Here is an 18,781-nt window from a genome sequence, read left to right as displayed (position 1 = left end):
GCCTGCGGGCGGCAGGCATGGAAAGGGCGCGCCCGGGTGGCGGGGCGGTCGGCAGTGCGGGCCCGGAAAGATCCGAACGGGACGGCCCGGGGCCCGTGCTGTCGATCGGGCCGGGCCCGGCCCGATCGACAAGACACCCCTAGACGGCGGGGGCGGCCGGCGTCAGGCCGGCGGTGTCCGGGCCGGGCCCGTCGTCCTCGTTCTCGTCACGCCCGTCACGGGGGAGGGTGGCCCTGCGCAGGCCGGGTACGGCGATCGCCACGGCGAGGGCGGCCACGGCGCAGATCGCGCCGTTGACGACGGCGGCGCCACCGGGGCTGAACCAGCGGGCGAGGGCGGCGACTTCGACGTCGCCGACGACGCCGCCGGTGGTGCCCTGCGTGGTGATGACGCTGACGATGCGTCCGCGCATCCGGTCCGGTGTGCTGTGCTGGACGAGGGCGTACTCCAGGATCTCGTACACCGTGCCGGCGGCCCCGCCCACGGCGAGCAGCGCGAAGGCGGCCCAGATGTTGCCGCTGAGGCCGAAGCCCACGGCGGACAGGCCACCGGTGAACGCCGCGATGATCAGCAGCCGGCCCGGTCGCGCGGCCCGGGTCAGCCAGCCGCTCGTGGCGGAGACGGCGACCGCGCCGACGGCGGGAGCGGTGTAGAGGAGGCCGAGCATGACCTCGCCGCCGTGGAACTGCCGGTCGACCATCTCGGGGAAGAGCACGACCGGGAGGTTGAAGAGGGCCATCACGCCGCCGAGTGCGAGCAGGCCGCCGACGACGCGGTTGCGCACGGCGTACTTGAAGGCGACCAGTAGGGATCCGCTGTCGGCGCCGTACTCCTCTTCGTCCTCGTCGTCCTTGACCGGGGGCAGGGGCCGGATCCGGGCGATCAGGAGCGTGGTGACGGCCGTGGTGACGGCGGTGAAGGCGAAGACCGGACCGGGCCCCCACAGGGCGAGGAGGACGCCGCCGAGGAACGGCGCGCTGATGGAGCCGATCTCACCGGTCAGGGAGATCAGGGCGCCCGCGGCGGGGAGTTGGTCGGGGCGCACGAGCGTCGGGGCGACGGCCATCAGGGCCGTGACGCTGACGCCCGTGGCCAGGCCGTCCCAGGCGACGCAGACGTAGATGCCCCAGAGGGTCGGATCCGGCAGCATCGCGTTCACGGCGAGGCCGGCGAAGGCGAGGGCGGCGGCGCCGCGGGCGTACACGATCAGGCGCCGGCGGTCGGTCCGGTCGGCCATGACGCCGCCCCAGAGCGAGCCGAGCAGCACGGTGATGCTCATGATCATGCTGGCGACGGCGACGCTGAAGGTCGACCGCGTCAGGCCGTACACCTGGGCGGACAGGGCCACCGTCGCCATGCCGAGGCCGAACAGGGACACCACGCGGGCGATGAAGATGGCGCGGAAGTCTCTGCTGGTACGCAGGGGTTCGATGTCTATGACGAAGTCACGCAGAGGCACGGCAGGCTCCGGGGCGGGCAGGTGTGGGGGGAGGGGATCAGGGGGCGGCGGTGAGGAGTTCGGCCCACTGGCGCAGGGTCGGCCGCTCGGCGAGGTCCACGAAGCTGATGCGGGCGCCTTCGGCACGCCATTTCTCCACCAGGGACATCAGCCGGATCGAGTCGAGGCCCTGGTCCAGCAGGTCCTCCTCCAGGGAGACGTCGGAGGGCTCCGTGTAAAGCACGTCGGCGACGTCGCGCACCAGACGGTCGAGCGTGAAGGACGGTGATGCGGACATGGAGGGACTCTCTTCTCGGGGATGGGTGGACCGGCGGAACGGCGGAGAGGCAGAGGCTTTCGGCATTCCATTAGGTAAGGCTTACCTAACTAAACGCGAAGGTGCACGTCAAGCCGGGTGCAGTGCACATCCGGCTCCCGCTTCGATGAACCGACCTCTGGGTGTGATGAGTTGGGTCAGGAGGCGGAATTGCGGGTCAATTTAGGGAAGGCTAACCTAAGTTCGTGATTACTGCCGCCACCCCCTGTCCCCCGCTGCACGGCACGGACGGCCTCCCGCCGCTGCTCCGCCGGGCGCGCCTGCACGACGCCCCCGCCCTCCACGCCCTCTCGCTGGCCTTCATCCGCTCCGGGGCCCTGCGGCCCCGCAGTATCGACCACTACCTGGCGCACGCAGGGGAGTTCCTCCTCGTGACCGGTCGCGGTCGCACACCGGTCCTGGGCTGTCTGGCCCTGAGCGACGAGGGGGACGGAGCCGCCGTGCTCTACAACTTCTGCGTCGCCCGGGGGAACCAGGGCCTGGGCCTGGGCGCAGCGCTGCTGCGCGCCGCCTTCGCCGACGCCCGCAACCGCCTCGTACGCGAGGTGTTCACCGCGACCACCGGCGGCGCGGCCTTCTTCCGGAGGCACGGTTTCGTGCCGACCGGGCCGGGGCGGGCGCCCGCCGCCTGGGCGGGGGCACTGGATCCCGCACGCGGTTCGGAGGTGCTCTCCCGGCGGCTGTGAACCGTACGGTCCGCACGCGACCGGGGGCCGGGCCGGAGAGCATGCTCCGGTCCGGCCCCGCGCGTGAGACCGGGGGGCCGGGCGGCCCCCCCCCGGGGGTCAGCTCCTGGCGATGAGGCTGGCGGGCCTCATGTCGGTCCAGTGCGTCTCCGTGTACGCGGCGCAGCCCTCCCGGCTGTCCTCGCCGTGCACGACGGTCCACCCCGCGGGGACCTCCGCGAAGGCGGGCCAGAGCGAGTGCTGGTGCTCGGCGTTGACGAGTACGAAGTAGCGGGCGTCGTCGTCCTCGAAGGGGTTGGTGGCCATGGTGTCTCTCCTTGGGTGATGACCGGGGCGGTCGGAACGGGGATGGGATCAGTGGTGGACGGGGGAGCCCTGCCCGGGCAGGACGGATCCAGGGGCAGGGGCAGGGGCAGGGGCAGGGGCAAGAGCCGCGTCGGGCTCCCGTCCCGGACCGGGGAGCGAGGCGACCGGCGTGTCGGGGGCGTCGCAGAGCGCGGCCAGGTCCTCGGTGAACAGGCGGGCGAACCGGGCCGGTTCGCCCGCCTCGTAGAGCGTGGGATTGACGGCGAAGTCCAGCCGCAGCAGCCCGTCGCCGTCCGCCGCGGCAGAGACCGACAGGTCGTCGACCGGTCCCGAGGCGAGACTGACCACCCGCCCGCGGATCGCACCGAAGTCCAGCTCCGTCTCGAACGGCCGCAGGTTGACCAGTGGCCCCGGGACGCGCCCGCCCCGGTACTGCGGCCACAGCTCGCGCGCCAGCTCCTCGCCGCGGAACCGCTGGTGACGGCGGAGCAGGGTCAGCTCCCCGGCCGCCGCGTGCAGCAGCGACCGGAAGGTGTCCGCCCCCCGCACCGGCAGTCGCACCGGCAGGACGTTCACCGCCGTCGCGGGCACCCGGAGCATTCCCGGGCCGGTCCGCGCCGTCGCGTACACGGCGAGGACCGCCTCGCGCGCGCCGGTCTGCGCCGTCACCCGCACCGCGGTCGCGGCGAGCACGACCTCGGCCCAGGTGACGCGGGCGGAGCGGGCGGTGGCGCGCACGGCCGCGCTGCCCGTCGCATCGAGGCGCACGGTGTGCCGCCGCGTGGTGTCCTGGGCCGGGGCGGCCCGCCCCGCGGGGGACACGGGCACGGGGCGGTCGGCGTACCGCTCCGTCCAGTACCGACGGTCCGCGTCCTGGGCCGCCGAGCCGGTGTAGGCCCGGTCCGCGTCGGCCAGGACGGAGGCCGGTGCGAAGGGGGTCGGGCCTGGCGGGCGGCCGCCCACCAGGGCCGTGTAGACCTCGGCGATCCGCCGGCCGATCAGCGCCACCCCGTACCCGTCGACCGCCAGCAGGTGGAAGTACTGCACCAGCAGGTGGTGTTCGGGGCCGACCGTGACCAGCAGGGCGCCGGTGAGATCGGGGGCCGGGGCATCGCCCCCCGGGGCGGTGAGCAGTTCGGGCCGCGGCGGGCAGGCGAGCTGGCCGCGCACCAGCTCGACGGCGGCGCCCACCGGGTCGGCCGCCGCGGAAGTGTCCAGGCGCGGCAGGCCGCCGCCCCGGCTCATCAGCCGTGAGCGCAGCCATGGAGCCTCGTCGAGGGTGCAAAGTACGGCCTCGTCGAGCGCGGCCGTGTCGAGCGGGCCGACGAGCTCGATGTACTGGCCCACGTTGTGACCGGCGTACGAGGGATCCGCGCTCTGCGCCGCCAGGATGTGCGCCTGCGCCGCGGTGAGTCCGGCAGTCCGGTCAGTCCTGTCGGTCCCGGCAGTCCCGTAGGCCCCGGTCGTACCGGCAGTCCCGGCCGCCGCCGGGGGATCGGTCCACGCCATCGCCGCTCAGCCCCGGTGGGCGGGAACGCCGTCGGCGACGGCCGCCGCCCTGGTCGCCATCGCGGCCTGCACCTCGCGCTCGGCGACACGCAGCAGCAGGGAGTCGCAGATCTCGCCCGAGCGGACGGCCAGCGTGGACAGCAGGGAAGCGGTGATGCCGTGGGTGTGCTCGGCGGCGGCACCCTGGACGTAGATGCCGGCCCGGACACGGTCGGTGGTCTCCACCCGGTGGTCGCGGCCGACGCGCAGCCGCCCCTGCCCGTCCGTGAGGCACTCCCCGGCCAGGTCGCCGAGCAGCTCCGCCGGTTCGGTGGGCCGGTAGCCGGTGGCCAGCACCACCGCGTCGCAGTCGAGGGTGAGGGTCTCGCCCGTGGTGAGGGAGCGGACCACGGCCCGTGCTCCGTCGGGGAGTTCCTCCACGGCGGTGAGGGCGGTGGTGTTCAGGATGCGCAGCCGTTCGGTGCCGGCGACCTTCTCCTGGTAGACGGTCCGGTAGAGGTGCTCGATCAGATCGCCGTCCACCACCGCGTAGTTGGTGTTGGAGTGGTAGCCGATGAGCCGCTGCTTGACCTCTTCCGGAGCCGCGAAGAACTCGTCGACGGCGGCCGGGTCGAAGATCCGGTTGGCGAAGGGGCTGTCGTCGGCCGGGCTGTATCCGTACCGGGTGAACACGGCGCAGACCTCGGCGTCCGGGAAGGTGCGGTGCAGGTGGTCGGCGGTCTCGGCGGCGGACTGTCCGGCGCCGACCACGACGAACCGGCGGTGCGGACGCACCGTCAGTTCAGGTGCGCGGTGCAGCAGGTCGCGGTTGTGCCAGATGTGCGGGCCGGTGCTGATCCCGGCCGGGACGCGCGGGCGCAGACCCGTCCCGAGCACGAGGTTGCGGGTGCGGGTGGTACGCCGCGGACCGCTCCCGGACGTGGGCCGCGTGATGACGTCCAGCCGGTCCGCGGCGTCGGCCGGACCCGCCGGGCGCACCTCGACGGCTTCGGTGCCGTAGTCGACCAGCCCGCCGAAGGAGGCGGCGCACCAGCGGAAGTAGTCGTGGAATTCGAGGCGGGTGGGGAAGAAGGACTTCTGGTTGATGAAGTCGGCCAGCCGGTCCCGGTCCTGGAGGTAGTGCAGGAAGCTGAAGGGGCTTCCCGGATTGCGCATCGTCACCAGGTCCTTCAGGAAGGAGACCTGCATGGTGGCCCCTTCGAGGAGCATGCCCTGGTGCCAGCCGAAGTCGTCCTGGCGCTCGATGAAAGAGGCACGGATCGCCTCGCCGGGGGCGCGCCGGCCGTTGTGCTCCTGGATCGCTATCGCCAGGGCGAGGTTGGCCGGCCCGAAGCCGATGCCCACCAGATCCCTGGTGTCCGGGAGAGCGTCCCCGGGTGTGGAGCTCGCGTGCGGTGCGGACATGCCCATCCTTCCTCGGTCCTACCCTATTTGGTTAGGTAAGGCTGGCCTAACATCTCTGACGGGCCGGAAGCTGTCAAGTTGGGCCCGGCGCTGCCGCGTTCCGCGTCAACCCGTGGCGCGGTAGGCGGAGTTGGGCACACGGAAAGCCCCGGAGCCGGATCGGCTGCGGGGTGTGGTGGAGGAGGGCCGGGGCAGTGCGGCCCTCCCCCGGTTCAGCGGGGGAGGTGTTCCTCGCCCGGCGGGCCGTCGGGCACCACCGTGGTGCCGGTGTGCTCGTCCGCGAAGACCTCCAGGACCAGGGCGTGCGGCACCCTGCCGTCCAGTACGTGCGCCATCCGGACACCGGAGCGCACCGCGCGCAGGCAGCCCTCCATCTTGGGCACCATGCCGCCGGTCATCGAGGGCAGCAGTTCGGCCAGTTCACCGGCGGTGAGCCGGTCGATGATCTCCGTGCTGTGCGGCCAGTCCGCGTAGAGGCCGGCGACGTCGGTGAGCATCACCAGTTTCTCGGCGTCCAGGGCCTCGGCGAGGGCGGCCGCCGCGAGGTCCGCGTTGATGTTGTAGACGTTGTCGTCGTGGGCGCCCCGGGCGATCGGGGAGATCACCGGGATGCGGCCGCGCTCCAGCAGTCCCCGTACGGTGTCGGGGTCGACGTGCACGATGTCGCCCACCAGGCCGATGTCCACCTCCGCGCCGTCCACCAGGGCGGACCGCCGGACGGCGGACAGGGTGCGGGCGTCCTCGCCGGTCATCCCCACGGCAAAGGCTCCGTGCCGGTTGATCAGGCCGACGATGTCCCGCTGGACCTGCCCGGCCAGCACCATGCGCACGACCTCCATCACCGCGGGCGTCGTCACGCGCAGTCCCGCGGCGAACCGGACCTCCAGAGCGAGCTGTTCGAGCATCGCGCTGATCTGCGGGCCGCCGCCGTGCACGACGACCGGCCGGAGCCCCGCGTAGCGCAGCGAGACCACGTCCTGGGCGAAGGCCGCCTTGAGCTCTTCGTTCACCATGGCGTTTCCGCCGAACTTGACCACGACCGTGCGGCCCTGGAACCGCTCCAGCCACGGCAGGGCCTCGATGAGGGTGCGCGCCCGCGGCGCGGCCTGTCCGCTCATGGGCCGGGATGGGTGGTCGTCATTCAGGCTTCCAGTTCGTCGATGACGGTCGAGGTGGTGTGTACGACGGCGCCCCGTGCGGCCGTCCAGCGCAGCGCGAGCGCGTGCTCCTCCGCGGAGGTGTCCGCCACCGCGTCGGCGACGACGAACGGCTGGATGTCGTTCATGAAGGCGTCCGCCGCGGTCAGCAGCACGCCGGAGTGCGCGAACACGCCGCACAGGATCAGCTGGTCCCGGCCCGTGGTGTGCAGGATCCGCTCCAGATGGCTGCGCAGGAAGGCGTTGTGCCGCGTGTTGGCGATCAGGTGCTCTCCCCGGTGCGGGGTCAGTTCCTCGGTGATCGACACGTCGCGGTCCGGCTCCGGCGGATCCGTCTCCATCTCGGCCGCGAGGCCCCTCTGTTCGGGGCGCTCGGCGGGCGGCACCGCGCTGAAGACGACCGGGAGGCCGAGTCTGCGTGCGGACCGGCGCAGCGCGGTGATGTTGCCGATCAGGTCCACGAGCGGCGGGCGGTCGCGGGGGAAGGGCCGGAGCAGATGGTTCTGCATGTTGTGTATCAGCAGGGCGGCCCGGTCGGGGTCGACGGACCAGGGCGCCACGGAACGCGGTACGACGTCCTGGGTGGGCATGGGATAGGGGTCGATGGTCACAGGGCCCACGGCTGGATCTCCTTGATGCCGGCGCTACGCGGGGCGCCGGTGGTGAACGGGCGCGCGAGGCTCGACGAGGGGCGGAGGTCACCCTGCCCCTCATCTCATACTTAGCTTAGCCTAACCTAACTAGGCTGCTTCGGGGGTGCGTCGCACCCTCCGATCCGGTCCGCACGCTCAGTCCCGGCGCATGGCGCGGTCGCCCAACCTGCCCGCAGGGTCGTCCGGTTGGCTGCCCGGGGACAGGAGAGGGTCGTCGAGCTGCACGATCCGGTACCCGACCCGGCGGTTCGCCGCCTTGGGGGGTCTGCGTCGCTGGCCCGCGCCCGCGGTCGCCGAGCGCGCCCGCTGGGCCGCCGCGATCAGGGCCCCGACCGGTGGCGCCTCGGCGCGCAGGCGGTTGAACCCGCGCACGGAGATCCCGACGAGGGTCGCCGCGGCCGGCCAGGCCGCCCCCTTGCGGATCGCGTTCAGCATCAGCTGTAAGGCGGCCGGGGTCGGCGCGGCCCCCGGTCTCAGCCCGTGGGCCTCGGCCAGGGCGTGCGCGGAGCGCAGCGCCGTGGCGAAGCTGGCGTCGATGTCCAGCCATTCGCGCAGAATGCGCTCGGGAACGCCGGCCGCGGCCGCGCACCCGGGGATGGTCAGTCCCTGGGCCGCCCCGCGGAGGGCGTCCGCCATCCGGGCGATCGTTTCCTCGCGCTGACTGGGCGTGCGCCGCAACGCGTCGCGCAGTGCCCGGTCCATCTCTTCCTGGGAGCTCATCCAGGCCAGCACTTCATCGGCCCACTCGTCCTGCTGCGCCTGGTCTTGCGCATTCTCCTGCATCCCCATACCCCCCACTCTTAGGTAAGCCTAACCTAATAGTCGAGTGCAAGGGGAGATGGGCGGCCGCAGTCGTGGGATTCCCGGGACGCGCGGGGGTGCGCCCCAACTAGCCCGGGTGGTAGGCCAGTTGCGCCCGGCGCAGTGCACCGACCGCCGCGCGGGGCGTGCCGGGCGCAACACCCTCTGGCCTGTGGCCCGCAGCCGAGCCGCGGAGTAGGCCCGAGCGCCGAAGCTCGGCAGACGGAACAGGCCCGCGGCCGCCCGCGTACGGGGGCACCCACCGGGGCGGGTGCCCCCGTACGGGGTCTCAGCCGCGGTGGAACACGACCTCCGGGTCGGCCGCCGTCGGACCGTCCAGGCGTGGCGCGGGCTTCCCGCGCAGGTGCAGGTCGAAGAAGTCGCCGACGTACGCCCGCGTGATCTGCTGGGAGCGGGTGCCCGACAGGGGCGTCTCCGGATGGGGGTATCCCACCTGGTCACCGAGCACGGGCCAGTCGGTGAAGCCGGGGTGTCCGGCTCCCGTGACGGTCAGCCAGCGCTTCCAGCCGTCCAGCCGGGGCCAGTTGTCCTCCCAGGAGGTGTCGGGGAAGTCGGGCGGCAGCAGGGCGGGGTCGCCGGCGAGCATCAGGAAGGGCCGTGCGCCCAGGCCGCTCCGGGGTATCGGCGTGAAGAAGGTGCCGTCCATGTTGACCCCGGCGTCCACGCGCGGGTCCACGGCCATGGTGGCCGACGCCGCCGCACCGCCGATGGAATGACCGGCCATGCCGATGTGCCGGGAGTCGATCAGCCAGGAGTACCGCCACGCGGGGCGCGGGCCGGTCAGTCGGTCCAGGACGAAGGGGATGTCACGGGCCCGGCCGTCGGACACCCGCTGCAGCGCCCCGTCGGGGAAGACCTGCTCGCATGCCTTGCAGGTGAGCATCCGGCCGCCGGGGAAGACGGTGCCGTCGGACTCGTACGCGTGGTCCACCGCCGCCACGACGTAGCCGCGGCTGGCGAGGTCCTCGGCCACGGTGCTCAGTGAGGTGCGCGGCATGGTGAAGCCGGGGGAGAGCACGATCAGCGGGTAGCGGTGCGCGGCGGGCCGCGGCAGGGCGTCCGTCCGCGCATGGGTCCGGGTGGCCGCGACGCGCTCGGGGGTGACGTACGCGCCGAGCCGGCCGCGGTCGGTCAGCAGCGCCTTGGCCTCGGGAGGGCTCATGTACGGAGCGGGAGTTCCGGTGCGTGCGAGCGCCGGGTAGTAGAGCGACAGCAGTAACTCGCGGTCGGCCGTGGGCACCCAGGGGTCCTTGCGCTCCCGGTCCACCAGGTGGAGGGTGTCGCGGCCCACGGCGAAATCGCCCGTGGGCCGGGGGAGTTCGAGTCTTGCGGCGCCGGGCGGAGCGGGTGCGGCCACGGCGGGAGTGGCGAGCGTCCCGGGCGCGGCGAGGGCCAGTCCGGCCGCCACCGCCGTCAGGGTGCGGATGATCTTCTTCATGTCGGCATCCTATGGCATTTTTAGGCAAGCCTTACCTAACTTTCCTTGGTCGGTGCGGAGTTGAGGCGCCTCGGCGTCGCGCTCCGGGGGCTCGAGCGGTCATATCCGGTCAAGCTGAATGGCCGTCCGGTGAACCGCGCGCGACCGGCAGCAGGTCAGCGGGGTGAGGGGTGCACGTCGCGGCCGGTGCGGCGCGCGTCGGCGCGCGGTGGCGGGGCCCCCGCCGCCCCCCGTGAGCTGCCCGAACGACCATTCGGTCGCCGGTATGCGAACGCTCTGTCCGTAAATCGGTCATCGATATGCGACTTGCCTTCGTGTCGGACAGTCTGGTGCCGCAACGACGCGATATCGAAACCAAATATCGCGTTCAACCTTTGAATCGAAAGAGAGTTTCGTCGTGCGTCACCGCATCGCAGCTGCCTCCGCCGCCACCCTCCTCTGTCTGATCGGCACCACCGGCATGGCAGCCGCCCAGCCCTCCAGCCTGTACGCCCCGTCCGCTCTGGTGTTCACGGTCGCGCAGGGCGACGACGCCGCCACCTCCACCGTCGTCCGGGCGTCCACGCTCAGCTGCGCCCCGTCCGCCCTCGGCACCCACCCGGATCCGCAGGCCGCCTGCGCCGCCCTCAACTCCACCGGCGGAGCGCTGGACCGCCTGCTGTCCTCCCCGAACCCGGACCGCGCCTGCCCCATGCACTACGCGCCGGTCACCGTCACCGCCGACGGCGTGTGGAAGGGCAGCCGCGTCTCCTGGAAGCACACCTTCTCCAACGCGTGCGTGATGTCCGCGACCGTCAACGGAAACGCCGCCCTCACGTTCTGACATCGCGTCGCAGCCGCGCCGGACCGCGCCCCGCCCCGAACCCGCGCCGCTCCCGCACCGACGCCGAGCGCCCCGCTCACGAGACCGTTCCCGGTCCGCGAGCGGGGCGCTCCCGCACGTGGGTCCGCGCCCGCGTGCCCTACCCGTTCCCTCCCCGGGCCGAGACCGTGACGTGGTCCACGCGCATCGCATGCCCCGGCTCGGTGGCCGGACCCGCGCTCGCACCGTCGGCGAGCGGCAGACCGCCACCGATCGCCACGTTCAGGATCAGGAACAGGCCGTGCTCCACGGCCGCCTTCCACGTCCCGGGATCCATCCGGTCGGCGGTCACCCGGTGGTACACGCGCCCGTCGAGATACCAGCGCACCTCCTCGGCGCCGGGGGCGAGGTCGACCTCGACGGCGTAGGAGTGGAACGCCGTACGGCAGCCGGAGCACGGCTGCGGACCGGAGGTCAGGCCCGCGGGCTCCCGGCACGGCCCCCCGTCGAGGACACCGCAGTGCATCGTGCCGAAGACGGTGTCCCGCCCGTTCACGGACTCCATGACGTCGAGCTCCCCGACGCCGGGCCACCCCGTGTACCCGTCGCGCAGCGGTGCCCCCAGGGTCCAGAACGCCGGCCAGTAGCCGGCGGCCTTCTCCCCGGTCACGTCCGGCAGCGCGATCGACGCCTCGATCCGCAGCGCCCCGCCCGGCGGCGGTGCGAAGTCGGAGCGCCGCGTCTCGATCCGCCCCGAACTCCACCGGCCGTCCTTCCGGGTGGGGACGATCTCCAGCGCGCCCTTCCCGTCGAGCCGGACGTTGTCGGTCGAGTCGGTCATGGTCTCGATCTCGCCCGTGCCCCACTGGGGCGCGGGGCAGCCCGGGTAGCAGGTGCCGATGTCGTGGATCCAGTCGGCGGCCGCCGGAGGGGAGCCCGCCGGGCCGTCGAAGTCGTCGCGCAGCAACCGCGTCCACCCGTCCGCCCCCGGCGCCGCCGAGGCCCCGGCCGGGGCGGGCAGCAGCCCGGCGCCGGTGAACAGCCTCTCCAGCCGGTTCGTCAGGACCACGGCCGCCGCATTCGTCAGGTGGGCGTCGTCCCGGTAGAGCAGGATCCGGTCGAGCACGGCCGGGCAGGTCGGCCCGTCGCCCGGGCACAGCACCGGGTTCACGCTGACGCTCCGTACGCCGGGCAGGGCGCCGGAGGCGATCCGCTGTGCCAGCGGATCCGGCAGCTGGGCGTCCTTCCGGCTGAACGCGCAGGCGCCGGGGGAGTCGGGACTGCCGGAGACGCACGCCGGGATGTCGGTACCGGGTACGGGGGTGTCCTCGATGTAGACGATCGGAGCCCCCAGGGCCCGCAGCGACCGCAGCGTCTTGTCCCACCCCTCGGCCAGCAGCCGCGCATCGTCGGTGTACCGGTTGAGCGAGGCGATCACGATGAGGCGGGGCTTCGGCTGCTGCGCCAGCCGCTCCAGGGCGTCCGCCCGCCAGGTGTCGCACTCCCGGTAGGCGCGGCCGAGCTGCGGGCTGTCCACCGCCAGCTCCGGCAGCGGGCAGCCCTGCTTCACCAACTCCTGCAACGCCCACCCGCGTTGCGAGGCAAGCGCCAGCATCGGGGAGAACCACTGCCCGGCGTGCGAGTCACCGAGCAGCACCATCCGGTCCGGGCTGTCCACCGCACCGAACAGGCAGTCCGGGCTGCGCGTCTGCGCCGGGGCCACCTCGCAGACCCCGTCCGGCGGGAAGTCCACCCGCGCCTGCGCGGGGCTCGGCACCACCGGGCCGTCCACGAGCGGCGTTCCGGGGGTGCGCGCCAGCAGCGTCGGCCCGGAGGCGGCGCCCGGGGGCAGACCCTGCGTGTCGAGCGGAGCGGCCGGGCCCAGCACGCGCAGCGTCGTCGTACCCACCACCAGCGCGAGGACCACCGGCAGCACGATGGCCGAGATGCCCACCGACAGCCCGCGGCGGGGGAGTTCGGAGACCGTACGGCTGCGGCGCAGCGGCTGCTCGACCCAGCGCATGGTGGCCAGGGCGGGCAGGACGGCCGCCAGGGTCAGCGCGGTCTTCGCGGGCCAGCCGAGCGTGCCGAGCCGGGCCTCGGAGAGGACCAGCACCGGCCAGTGCCACAGGTACAGGTTGTAGGACAGCCGCCCGACGGCCCGGGGCGCCCGCCCCGACAGCAGCCGCCCCACGTCCCAGGGCCCTTGCGTGTGCCGCTCGCCCCTGCCCGGTATCGCGGCGAGGATCACGGCGGCGGTGGCCAGGGTCGGTACGAGCGCCGCGTGACCGGGGTACGGGGTCCCGGCGTCGTACGACACGACGCACCAGCCGATCGCCGCGGTCCCGGCCCAGCCGCACAGCAGCCGCAGGGGGCGCGGCCCGCGCATCAGGTGCCAGGGCAGCAGGGCGAGCAGCGCCCCGACGCCGAACTGCCAGACGCGCGAGGGCGTCGCGAGGTAGGCGAGCGACACGGAACGCCCGGTCCAGTGCACCGCCAGCGCGAAGGACGCCAGGACGAGCGGCGCGGCGGCCAGCACCACGACCAGACGCACCGCCCGGCCCCGGCGGACCGCCCGGGCCGCGCCCAGCACCAGTACCGCCAGCAGCGGGGCCCAGAACAGGTAGAACTGTTCCTCGACGGCGAGGGACCAGAAGTGAAGCAGCGGGCTCTGGTCGTGCCCGGCGGCGAGGTAGTCGGTCCGCTGCGACACGAAACGCCAGTTGGCGAAGGAGAGCGCCGCCGCGACGACGTCGTACTCCATGTCGGCGCGGCGCAGCGGTACGGTCAGCCAGGCACCGGCCACGGCCACCGCGGCGAGCACCACCGCGGCGGAGGGCAGCAGCCTCCGGGCCCGCCGGGAGAAGAAGTCGCCGAGCCGGATCCGGCCGGTCGCGATCGCCTCCCGGACCAGCAGGCCCGTGATCAGGTAGCCGGAGATGACGAAGAAGACGTCGACGCCGACGAAACCGCCGGCCGCCCCGGGGATCCCGGCGTGGAAGGCGAGGACCGCGAGGACGGCGACCGCGCGCAGCCCCTCGATGTCGGGGCGGAAGGCGGACCGGTGCGGGCTGGGCCCGGACTCGCTGCCCGGGCGGGATCCGGACGGCGGACTCCCCGGCCGCACGGCATCCCTGCGAGGCCGGCGCCGGCCGGGTGTGACGAGGAAGGACATGAGGACGGTGCCTTTCAACTGCGCCAGGGAAGCATCGGGTTGACCCACCCCGATGCCAGCAGGCCGGTGAGCAGGAGGACCGCGGAGGCGGCCACGGTCTCGGGCCAGCGGCGCGGCAGCATGCCGCTGCGCGAGCGCAGGACGGCCCGTACCCGGGCGCGTACCGGCCCCGCGGCCGGGTGCAGTTCGGCCACCAGGTCCCGGATCAGCGGGAGGTTGATCTGGCACTGCACCAGGAGGTAGAGGAGCAGACCCCAGTTGGGCTCCCAGCCGTTGCGGGCCACGGCCAGCGCGAGACCCGCGGCGGCGGCGCCGTTGGAGAGGACGAGCCAGATCAGCGAGACGGCGACCACCCGGCGGGCCATCCCGCCCGCGGCCGCCGCACCGCGCGTGCCGGTGGGCACCCAGGCGGCGCTGCGCCCCCGCAGCGTGTGCGCGAACGCGGTCGCGGCGGCCACGCTCGTCAGGACGTTGGCCCGGATGACCTCCACCCGCCAGCGGGTCCGGCTGATCCTCGGCAGCAGTACGTGCCACAGCCACAGCGGGGCGAGCAGCGGCAGCACGTGCCAGGGCCGGATGTGGTCCGGGTACCAGAACATCATCACCAGCGGCGGCAGCGGGGCCGCGAAGGTGTTCACCGCGGTGGTCAGATAGCCGACGATGCCCTCGTAGAAGCACAGGCGCATCCGCCAGGGCGCACGCATCCGCCGCAGCACGGGGGTGCCGATCAGATGGAGGTTGCCCATCGCCCACCGGTACTGCTGGTTGACGAAGGAGGTGAGCCGGTCGGGCGAGGTGCCCTTGGCGACCAGCACCGGTACGTAGAGGGTGCGGAATCCCTGTTCGTGGAGGGCGAGTCCGGTGTAGAGGTCCTCACTGTGGTCGAGCCGGGCGAAGCCGCCCGCCAGGTCGATCGCGCCGCGCCGGTACACGGCGTTGCTGCCGCAGCAGATGGCGGCGTCGCTCGCGTCCCGGGACGGCTGGATCCAGCGGAAGAACCATTCCTGTGCGGAGCCGGCGGCCCGCTGGATCCAGCCCATGGTCTCGTCGGTGTCGAAGCACTGCGGGCTCTGCACGATGCCGACGGCGGGGTCTGCCAGGTACGGCACGAGATGGCGCAGGAAGTCCGGCCTCGGGGCGAAGTCCGCGTCCAGGATCGCGATGAACTCGGCACTGCTCAGGGTGAGTGCGTGATTGAGGTTGCCGGCCTTCTTCAGGTGGCCCCGGTCGGGGCGTACGACGTACTCGTATCCGTGACCGGCGGCCAGCTCGGCGACCTCGGGCCGGTCGGCGTCGTCCAGGACCCAGACGGTCAGCGCGCCGGGCCAGTCGACGGCCGCGACCGCCCGGTAGGCGTTGTCCAGGACGTCGAGCGGCTCGCCGCACGTCGGCAGGTACAGATCGACGCCCGGCAGCACGGCGGGCTGCCAGGCGTGGACGAGCACCTCGTGGGACTGCCGGGTGAGCCGGCGCTGGCGCAGGCTGTTGACGGAGGAGAGTGCGAGCGCCACGACATTGAGCCCGAGGACGGCGAGGAACGCCCACAGGGCGGGTGTCCGCAGGGCGAAGGTGAACATGGTCGCCGCCGTGAACACGAAGGCGAGCGAGGTGCTGACCAGGACCCAGCGGCGTTGCGGTCCGAAGTACCAGTAGAGCTCTTCGTCGGAAGGTGGTTGCGGAAGATGATGAAAGGTCATAAAGCCCCCCACGGCTGTGCATGTACCCGTTTCAGGTGACCCACCCTAGTACCAAAGGTATAGACCAGTTGTTGCGAGAGTGTGGCACCGGAGCGAATGCGCCACCGGAATGGCGCGACATCAGTGGTCCAGACCTCTTGGTCCTGATCATTCGACCGGCCGCGGCGGCCGGTCCGGGGAGGCGCGGGTCACGTGGGGGTGAACAGTCCTGGAACTCGCCGGGACGGGCGCGCTATCGGGGCCCGGAAGGGGCCGGTGGCCGGGCGGTGTTGAAGATCCGGTCGAGGTGATGGTGGAGCACCGCGACGGCCGACTCGGGCGTCCGCTGGCCCACGAGGATGCTGGTGCCCATGGTCGCCGTCATCGCGAGCAGGCTGATCGCCTCCGTGCGCGCGTCGATGCCGGGGTCGGCCAGGCCGCTCTCCTGTGCCTGGTGGAGCAGCCCGGCGAGGGCGTTCTCCGCGGCGTCCGGGTTGTCGATGAACGGCTGGGCGGCGAGGGCCTCGTCGGTCACGGACAGGATCGAGTACGAACTGTAGAGGAGGTGGAAGGTGCGGCTCTCCTCATCGGTGGGGAGGGAGGCCAGCAGTAGTGCCTCGATGGTCGCGCGCGGTCCGGGATTCGGACCGGCGGCGGCGAGGCGCTCGCCCACGCGTGCCGTGAAGCGGTCGGTGAGGTGCTGGAGGCCGTAGAAGAGCAGCTTCTCCTTGGTCTCGAAGTAGTACTGCACGAGCCGCAGTGACACGCCGGCCTCGGCCGCCACGTCGCGCATGCCGACGGCGTGCAGCCCGCGCCGCCCCGCCACCTTGATGAGGGCGTCGGCGATCTGGGCGCGCCGCTCCTCGTGGTCCACGCGCTTCGGCATGTGTGGTCTCCGCCCGTCGGTGGTGTGCTCGCGGTCCGGACCGCCCGGACTCTTTCATGGTACCGCCGTACCATCTTTATGGTACGTTCGTATTACGAAGAACGGATCTTCCCGGAGGTGCCCCGTGCCCGAGAACGCCACCCGAACCCGCGCACGCCGCGATGTCGGCCGCTATGTGAACGACACCCTGCGCGACCGGTACTTCGCCGCCTGCGACACGCTCTACGCGATGGGTGCACCCGCCCGCTCCGAGACGGACGTGGAGACGAGCTTCGGCACCACGCACGTCTACCGCTACGGACCCGACGACCCGGCCGCCGAGTCCCGCACACCGGTCGTCCTGATCCACGGCGCGGGCTACTGCTCCGCCATGTGGTACCCCAACACCCCCGCGCTCAGCGCCGAACGCCCCGTCTATGCGCTCGACACCCCCGGCGACGCCGGCCGCAGCGTCCACCGCGAACCGATGTGGCAGCCCGAGCGCGCGGCCCAGTGGCTCGACGAGGCACTGGACGCGCTGGGCCTCGACAGGGTCCACCTCGTGGGCTCCTCCTACGGAGGCTGGCTCGTCCTCAACCAGGCGCACCGCCGACCCGGCAGGCTCGCCTCCGTCACCCTCCTCGACCCCGGCGGTCTGGAGCGGGTGGGCCTGCGCTTCTTCGCCTGGGTCTTCGTCAGCCTCTTCGCCAGCTTCGCGCCCAGGGCACTGCGCCCGCGCCTGGCCGCCTGGCTGGAGCAGCCCGTCATCGTGGTGCCCGAGCTGCGCAAGTGGGTCCAGGTGGGCGCCCGGGCCTTCCGGATCAGGCGCCCCGCGCCCCTGCCGCTGGCCGAGGACGCCCTGCGCTCCATCCGGACGCCGCTCTACCTCGTCATGGGCAGGCGCAGCCTGCTCGTGCACCCCAAGCGGCAGCTGGAGCGCGTACCGCGTCTGATACCCGGCGCCCGCGCCGAGATCGTCGCCGCGACCGGACACGGACCGCAGATCGACCACCCCGAGCTGGTCAACGCCCGGATGCTGAGCTTCATGGAGGACGTCGACTCCCTCGCCCCCGCCGACGCCTGAGAGGCCCGGAGGAGCAGGTCTTCGTCCGGTGGGCCCCGGCCGCCGGCGCGGTCGCGGGCCCGGATCGGGTCAGGGCGGTCTCGGCCACGCCGTGGCGAGCACCCCCGTGGTTCGCCACGGCGTGTGCGAGGCCGCCCTGCGTCAGTGGGTGGGGGTCGGCGGGGTGGCTTCCGGCGTGCCCGTGGGGTGGAAGCGGGTGATCCGCTGCGGGGGGACGATGGTGGGGAGGAGGAAGTTCCACAGATCGGTGACGCGGGTGTGGAGGTCCTCGCGGCGGGTGCGGACGTGCGAGGTGACCTGGATGCCGGTGAAGGCTCCGACGAGCAGCGTCGAGAGGGCCTGCACGTCGAGCGACGGGTGTATGTCGCCGCGTTCCTGAGCGGGGGTCAGGCAGCTGCGGCAGGTGTCGATCCAGGAGTCGTAGGGAGTCGGGTCGGGGTTGGTGAAGGAGCCGAACTCGATGACCAGGCGGATGCCGGCGCGGATGCGGACGTCGGTGCGCAGGCCGTGCGCCATCCGGTGGGTGAGGTCGATGACGGTCTGCAGGCCCGGCTCCTCGACGGCGGGGAGGTGTTCGGAGACCTGGAACTGTTCGTCCATCAGGGTGCGGGCGAGGGCTTCCTTGGACGGGAAGTGGAAGTAGAGGGCGCCCTTGGTCACTCCGGCGTGCTTGACCACGTCGCTGAGGCTTGTGCCGTCGAACCCGCTGAGGTCGAAGGCGGTTGCCGCGCCACTGAGTATGGCTTGGCGGGTGATCTCGGCCCGCTCCTGTCTGGCCCTCGCCACGTGTGCTCGTCCCCCTGGTCGCTGCCCGAGCGGCGTTCGCTTCGGTGTGTCGTCAATCTAGTCGGGTCGCCGGAAAGAAAACCATTCGACAGGTACTTTTTTCATAAGCGCCGGTGCGGTTAGGGGAGTTGTGTCTCTCTTTGCGTGGTTGCTTCTCCGGCGGCGGGATGCGTGGATCGTCAACGAGCGTGCCGATGCGGTGATTTCACCGCTTCGGTCGTCTCTGCCGTCGCGGCCGTGTGCTGGCCGACGGGGCCGTCCGGACAGTCCGGGAGGGCGAGCGCGGTGCCGTCCTTGCCGGCCCTGAGCATCCGGTCGAGGATGCGGCGCCTGCGGCGTGGTTCCCCGCGCTCGGCGCGGCGCTGGCCTCGGCGGCGGAACGCGGCGGGCGGGACCAGGCGCTGGAGTTCGGGCTGGAGCGCATCCTGGACGGGCTCGACCTGCTGATGACCCGACGCGCGGCCGGGGCCCGACCCCGCCCATGCCCTGAGGAGGGGCATGGAAGGCGCGACCTGGGGGGTGTCCGCAAAGTCCCGCCGGGCCCGCGGCGCCCGGCACGGCACCTCGCCGCGTTGTCGAAGCGCGCGAGTACGAACAGGTACGAGCTGCGCCTCTCCGCCTTGCGATGCACCGCGCCGGACGC

The 18,781-nt window shown here is 72.6% G+C and carries 17 protein-coding genes; 3 read left to right on the top strand and 14 right to left on the bottom strand.

Annotated features, from left to right (window positions below; translation table 11 throughout):
* Nucleotides 1–139: 139 nt before the first annotated feature.
* Entirely contained in the window at nt 140–1,459 is a 1,320-nt protein-coding gene (gene entS, locus ACWGE1_RS19575) for an enterobactin transporter EntS (protein ID WP_453421751.1), read from the bottom strand.
* A gap of 37 nt (nt 1,460–1,496) precedes the next feature.
* Nucleotides 1,497–1,736, bottom strand: a complete 240-nt coding sequence (locus ACWGE1_RS19570) for a phosphopantetheine-binding protein (protein WP_453421750.1) — start codon at nt 1,734–1,736, stop codon at nt 1,497–1,499.
* Nucleotides 1,737–1,960: 224 nt separating this feature from the next.
* On the opposite strand from ACWGE1_RS19570, the gene ACWGE1_RS19565 reads away from it, so the two are divergent.
* Nucleotides 1,961–2,461: a GNAT family N-acetyltransferase gene (locus ACWGE1_RS19565; RefSeq protein WP_453421749.1), complete on the top strand. Its 501-nt coding sequence runs from the start codon at nt 1,961–1,963 to the stop codon at nt 2,459–2,461.
* A gap of 99 nt (nt 2,462–2,560) precedes the next feature.
* On the opposite strand, the gene ACWGE1_RS19560 is transcribed toward ACWGE1_RS19565, so the two are convergent.
* The 7 genes from ACWGE1_RS19560 to ACWGE1_RS19530 all read right to left on the bottom strand — a co-directional run bounded on the left by ACWGE1_RS19560 (nt 2,561) and on the right by ACWGE1_RS19530 (nt 9,750).
* Nucleotides 2,561–2,767, bottom strand: a complete 207-nt coding sequence (locus tag ACWGE1_RS19560; protein WP_453421748.1) for an MbtH family protein — start codon at nt 2,765–2,767, stop codon at nt 2,561–2,563.
* A gap of 48 nt (nt 2,768–2,815) precedes the next feature.
* Complete coding sequence (locus ACWGE1_RS19555; protein ID WP_453421747.1) at nt 2,816–4,276, bottom strand: condensation domain-containing protein; 1,461 nt, start codon at nt 4,274–4,276, stop codon at nt 2,816–2,818.
* Nucleotides 4,277–4,282: 6 nt separating this feature from the next.
* A complete protein-coding gene (locus ACWGE1_RS19550) occupies nt 4,283–5,680 on the bottom strand; it encodes a lysine N(6)-hydroxylase/L-ornithine N(5)-oxygenase family protein (protein WP_453421746.1) in 1,398 nt (465 codons plus the stop codon).
* Nucleotides 5,681–5,892: 212 nt separating this feature from the next.
* Nucleotides 5,893–6,798 (bottom strand): acetylglutamate kinase, encoded by a 906-nt coding sequence (argB, locus tag ACWGE1_RS19545; protein WP_453421745.1) that lies wholly within the window; start codon nt 6,796–6,798, stop codon nt 5,893–5,895.
* A 23-nt stretch (nt 6,799–6,821) separates the two neighbouring features.
* A complete protein-coding gene (locus ACWGE1_RS19540) occupies nt 6,822–7,457 on the bottom strand; it encodes an isochorismatase family protein (RefSeq protein ID WP_453421744.1) in 636 nt (211 codons plus the stop codon).
* A 168-nt stretch (nt 7,458–7,625) separates the two neighbouring features.
* Nucleotides 7,626–8,279, bottom strand: a complete 654-nt coding sequence (locus ACWGE1_RS19535) for a hypothetical protein (protein WP_453421743.1) — start codon at nt 8,277–8,279, stop codon at nt 7,626–7,628.
* A 301-nt stretch (nt 8,280–8,580) separates the two neighbouring features.
* Nucleotides 8,581–9,750, bottom strand: coding sequence for an alpha/beta hydrolase family protein (locus tag ACWGE1_RS19530; protein ID WP_453421742.1), 1,170 nt, complete (start codon nt 9,748–9,750; stop codon nt 8,581–8,583).
* Nucleotides 9,751–10,147: 397 nt separating this feature from the next.
* Between ACWGE1_RS19530 and ACWGE1_RS19525 the strand changes: the two genes are divergently transcribed.
* The gene (locus tag ACWGE1_RS19525) at nt 10,148–10,573 is read left to right on the top strand and encodes a subtilase-type protease inhibitor (protein WP_453421741.1); all 426 of its coding nucleotides are present in this window, start codon (nt 10,148–10,150) and stop codon (nt 10,571–10,573) included.
* A gap of 139 nt (nt 10,574–10,712) precedes the next feature.
* Here the strand turns inward: ACWGE1_RS19525 and ACWGE1_RS19520 are convergent, their stop codons facing one another.
* The 3 genes from ACWGE1_RS19520 to ACWGE1_RS19510 all read right to left on the bottom strand — a co-directional run bounded on the left by ACWGE1_RS19520 (nt 10,713) and on the right by ACWGE1_RS19510 (nt 16,289).
* The gene (locus ACWGE1_RS19520; protein ID WP_453421754.1) at nt 10,713–13,727 is read right to left on the bottom strand and encodes an SGNH hydrolase domain-containing protein; all 3,015 of its coding nucleotides are present in this window, start codon (nt 13,725–13,727) and stop codon (nt 10,713–10,715) included.
* Nucleotides 13,728–13,741: 14 nt separating this feature from the next.
* Nucleotides 13,742–15,424, bottom strand: coding sequence for a glycosyltransferase family 2 protein (locus ACWGE1_RS19515; RefSeq protein WP_453421740.1), 1,683 nt, complete (start codon nt 15,422–15,424; stop codon nt 13,742–13,744).
* A gap of 232 nt (nt 15,425–15,656) precedes the next feature.
* Nucleotides 15,657–16,289 carry a TetR/AcrR family transcriptional regulator gene (locus ACWGE1_RS19510; RefSeq protein ID WP_453421739.1) on the bottom strand — a complete coding sequence of 211 codons (633 nt, stop codon included), beginning with the start codon at nt 16,287–16,289 and terminating at the stop codon, nt 15,657–15,659.
* Nucleotides 16,290–16,413: 124 nt separating this feature from the next.
* Here ACWGE1_RS19510 and ACWGE1_RS19505 point away from each other — a divergent pair, with 124 nt between their 5' ends.
* Nucleotides 16,414–17,352 carry an alpha/beta fold hydrolase gene (locus ACWGE1_RS19505; protein ID WP_453421738.1) on the top strand — a complete coding sequence of 313 codons (939 nt, stop codon included), beginning with the start codon at nt 16,414–16,416 and terminating at the stop codon, nt 17,350–17,352.
* Nucleotides 17,353–17,493: 141 nt separating this feature from the next.
* Here ACWGE1_RS19505 and ACWGE1_RS19500 read toward each other — a convergent pair whose 3' ends face one another.
* Nucleotides 17,494–18,138 carry a ScbR family autoregulator-binding transcription factor gene (locus ACWGE1_RS19500; RefSeq protein ID WP_453421737.1) on the bottom strand — a complete coding sequence of 215 codons (645 nt, stop codon included), beginning with the start codon at nt 18,136–18,138 and terminating at the stop codon, nt 17,494–17,496.
* Between the two features lie 179 nt (nt 18,139–18,317).
* Entirely contained in the window at nt 18,318–18,638 is a 321-nt protein-coding gene (locus tag ACWGE1_RS19495) for a hypothetical protein (RefSeq protein ID WP_453421736.1), read from the bottom strand.
* Nucleotides 18,639–18,781: the final 143 nt, after the last annotated feature.

Source organism: Streptomyces sp. NPDC054932 (genome assembly GCF_053610205.1).
The sequence above is the reverse complement of the archived record's forward strand: the minus strand, read 5'-3'. Positions and strand labels throughout refer to the sequence as shown.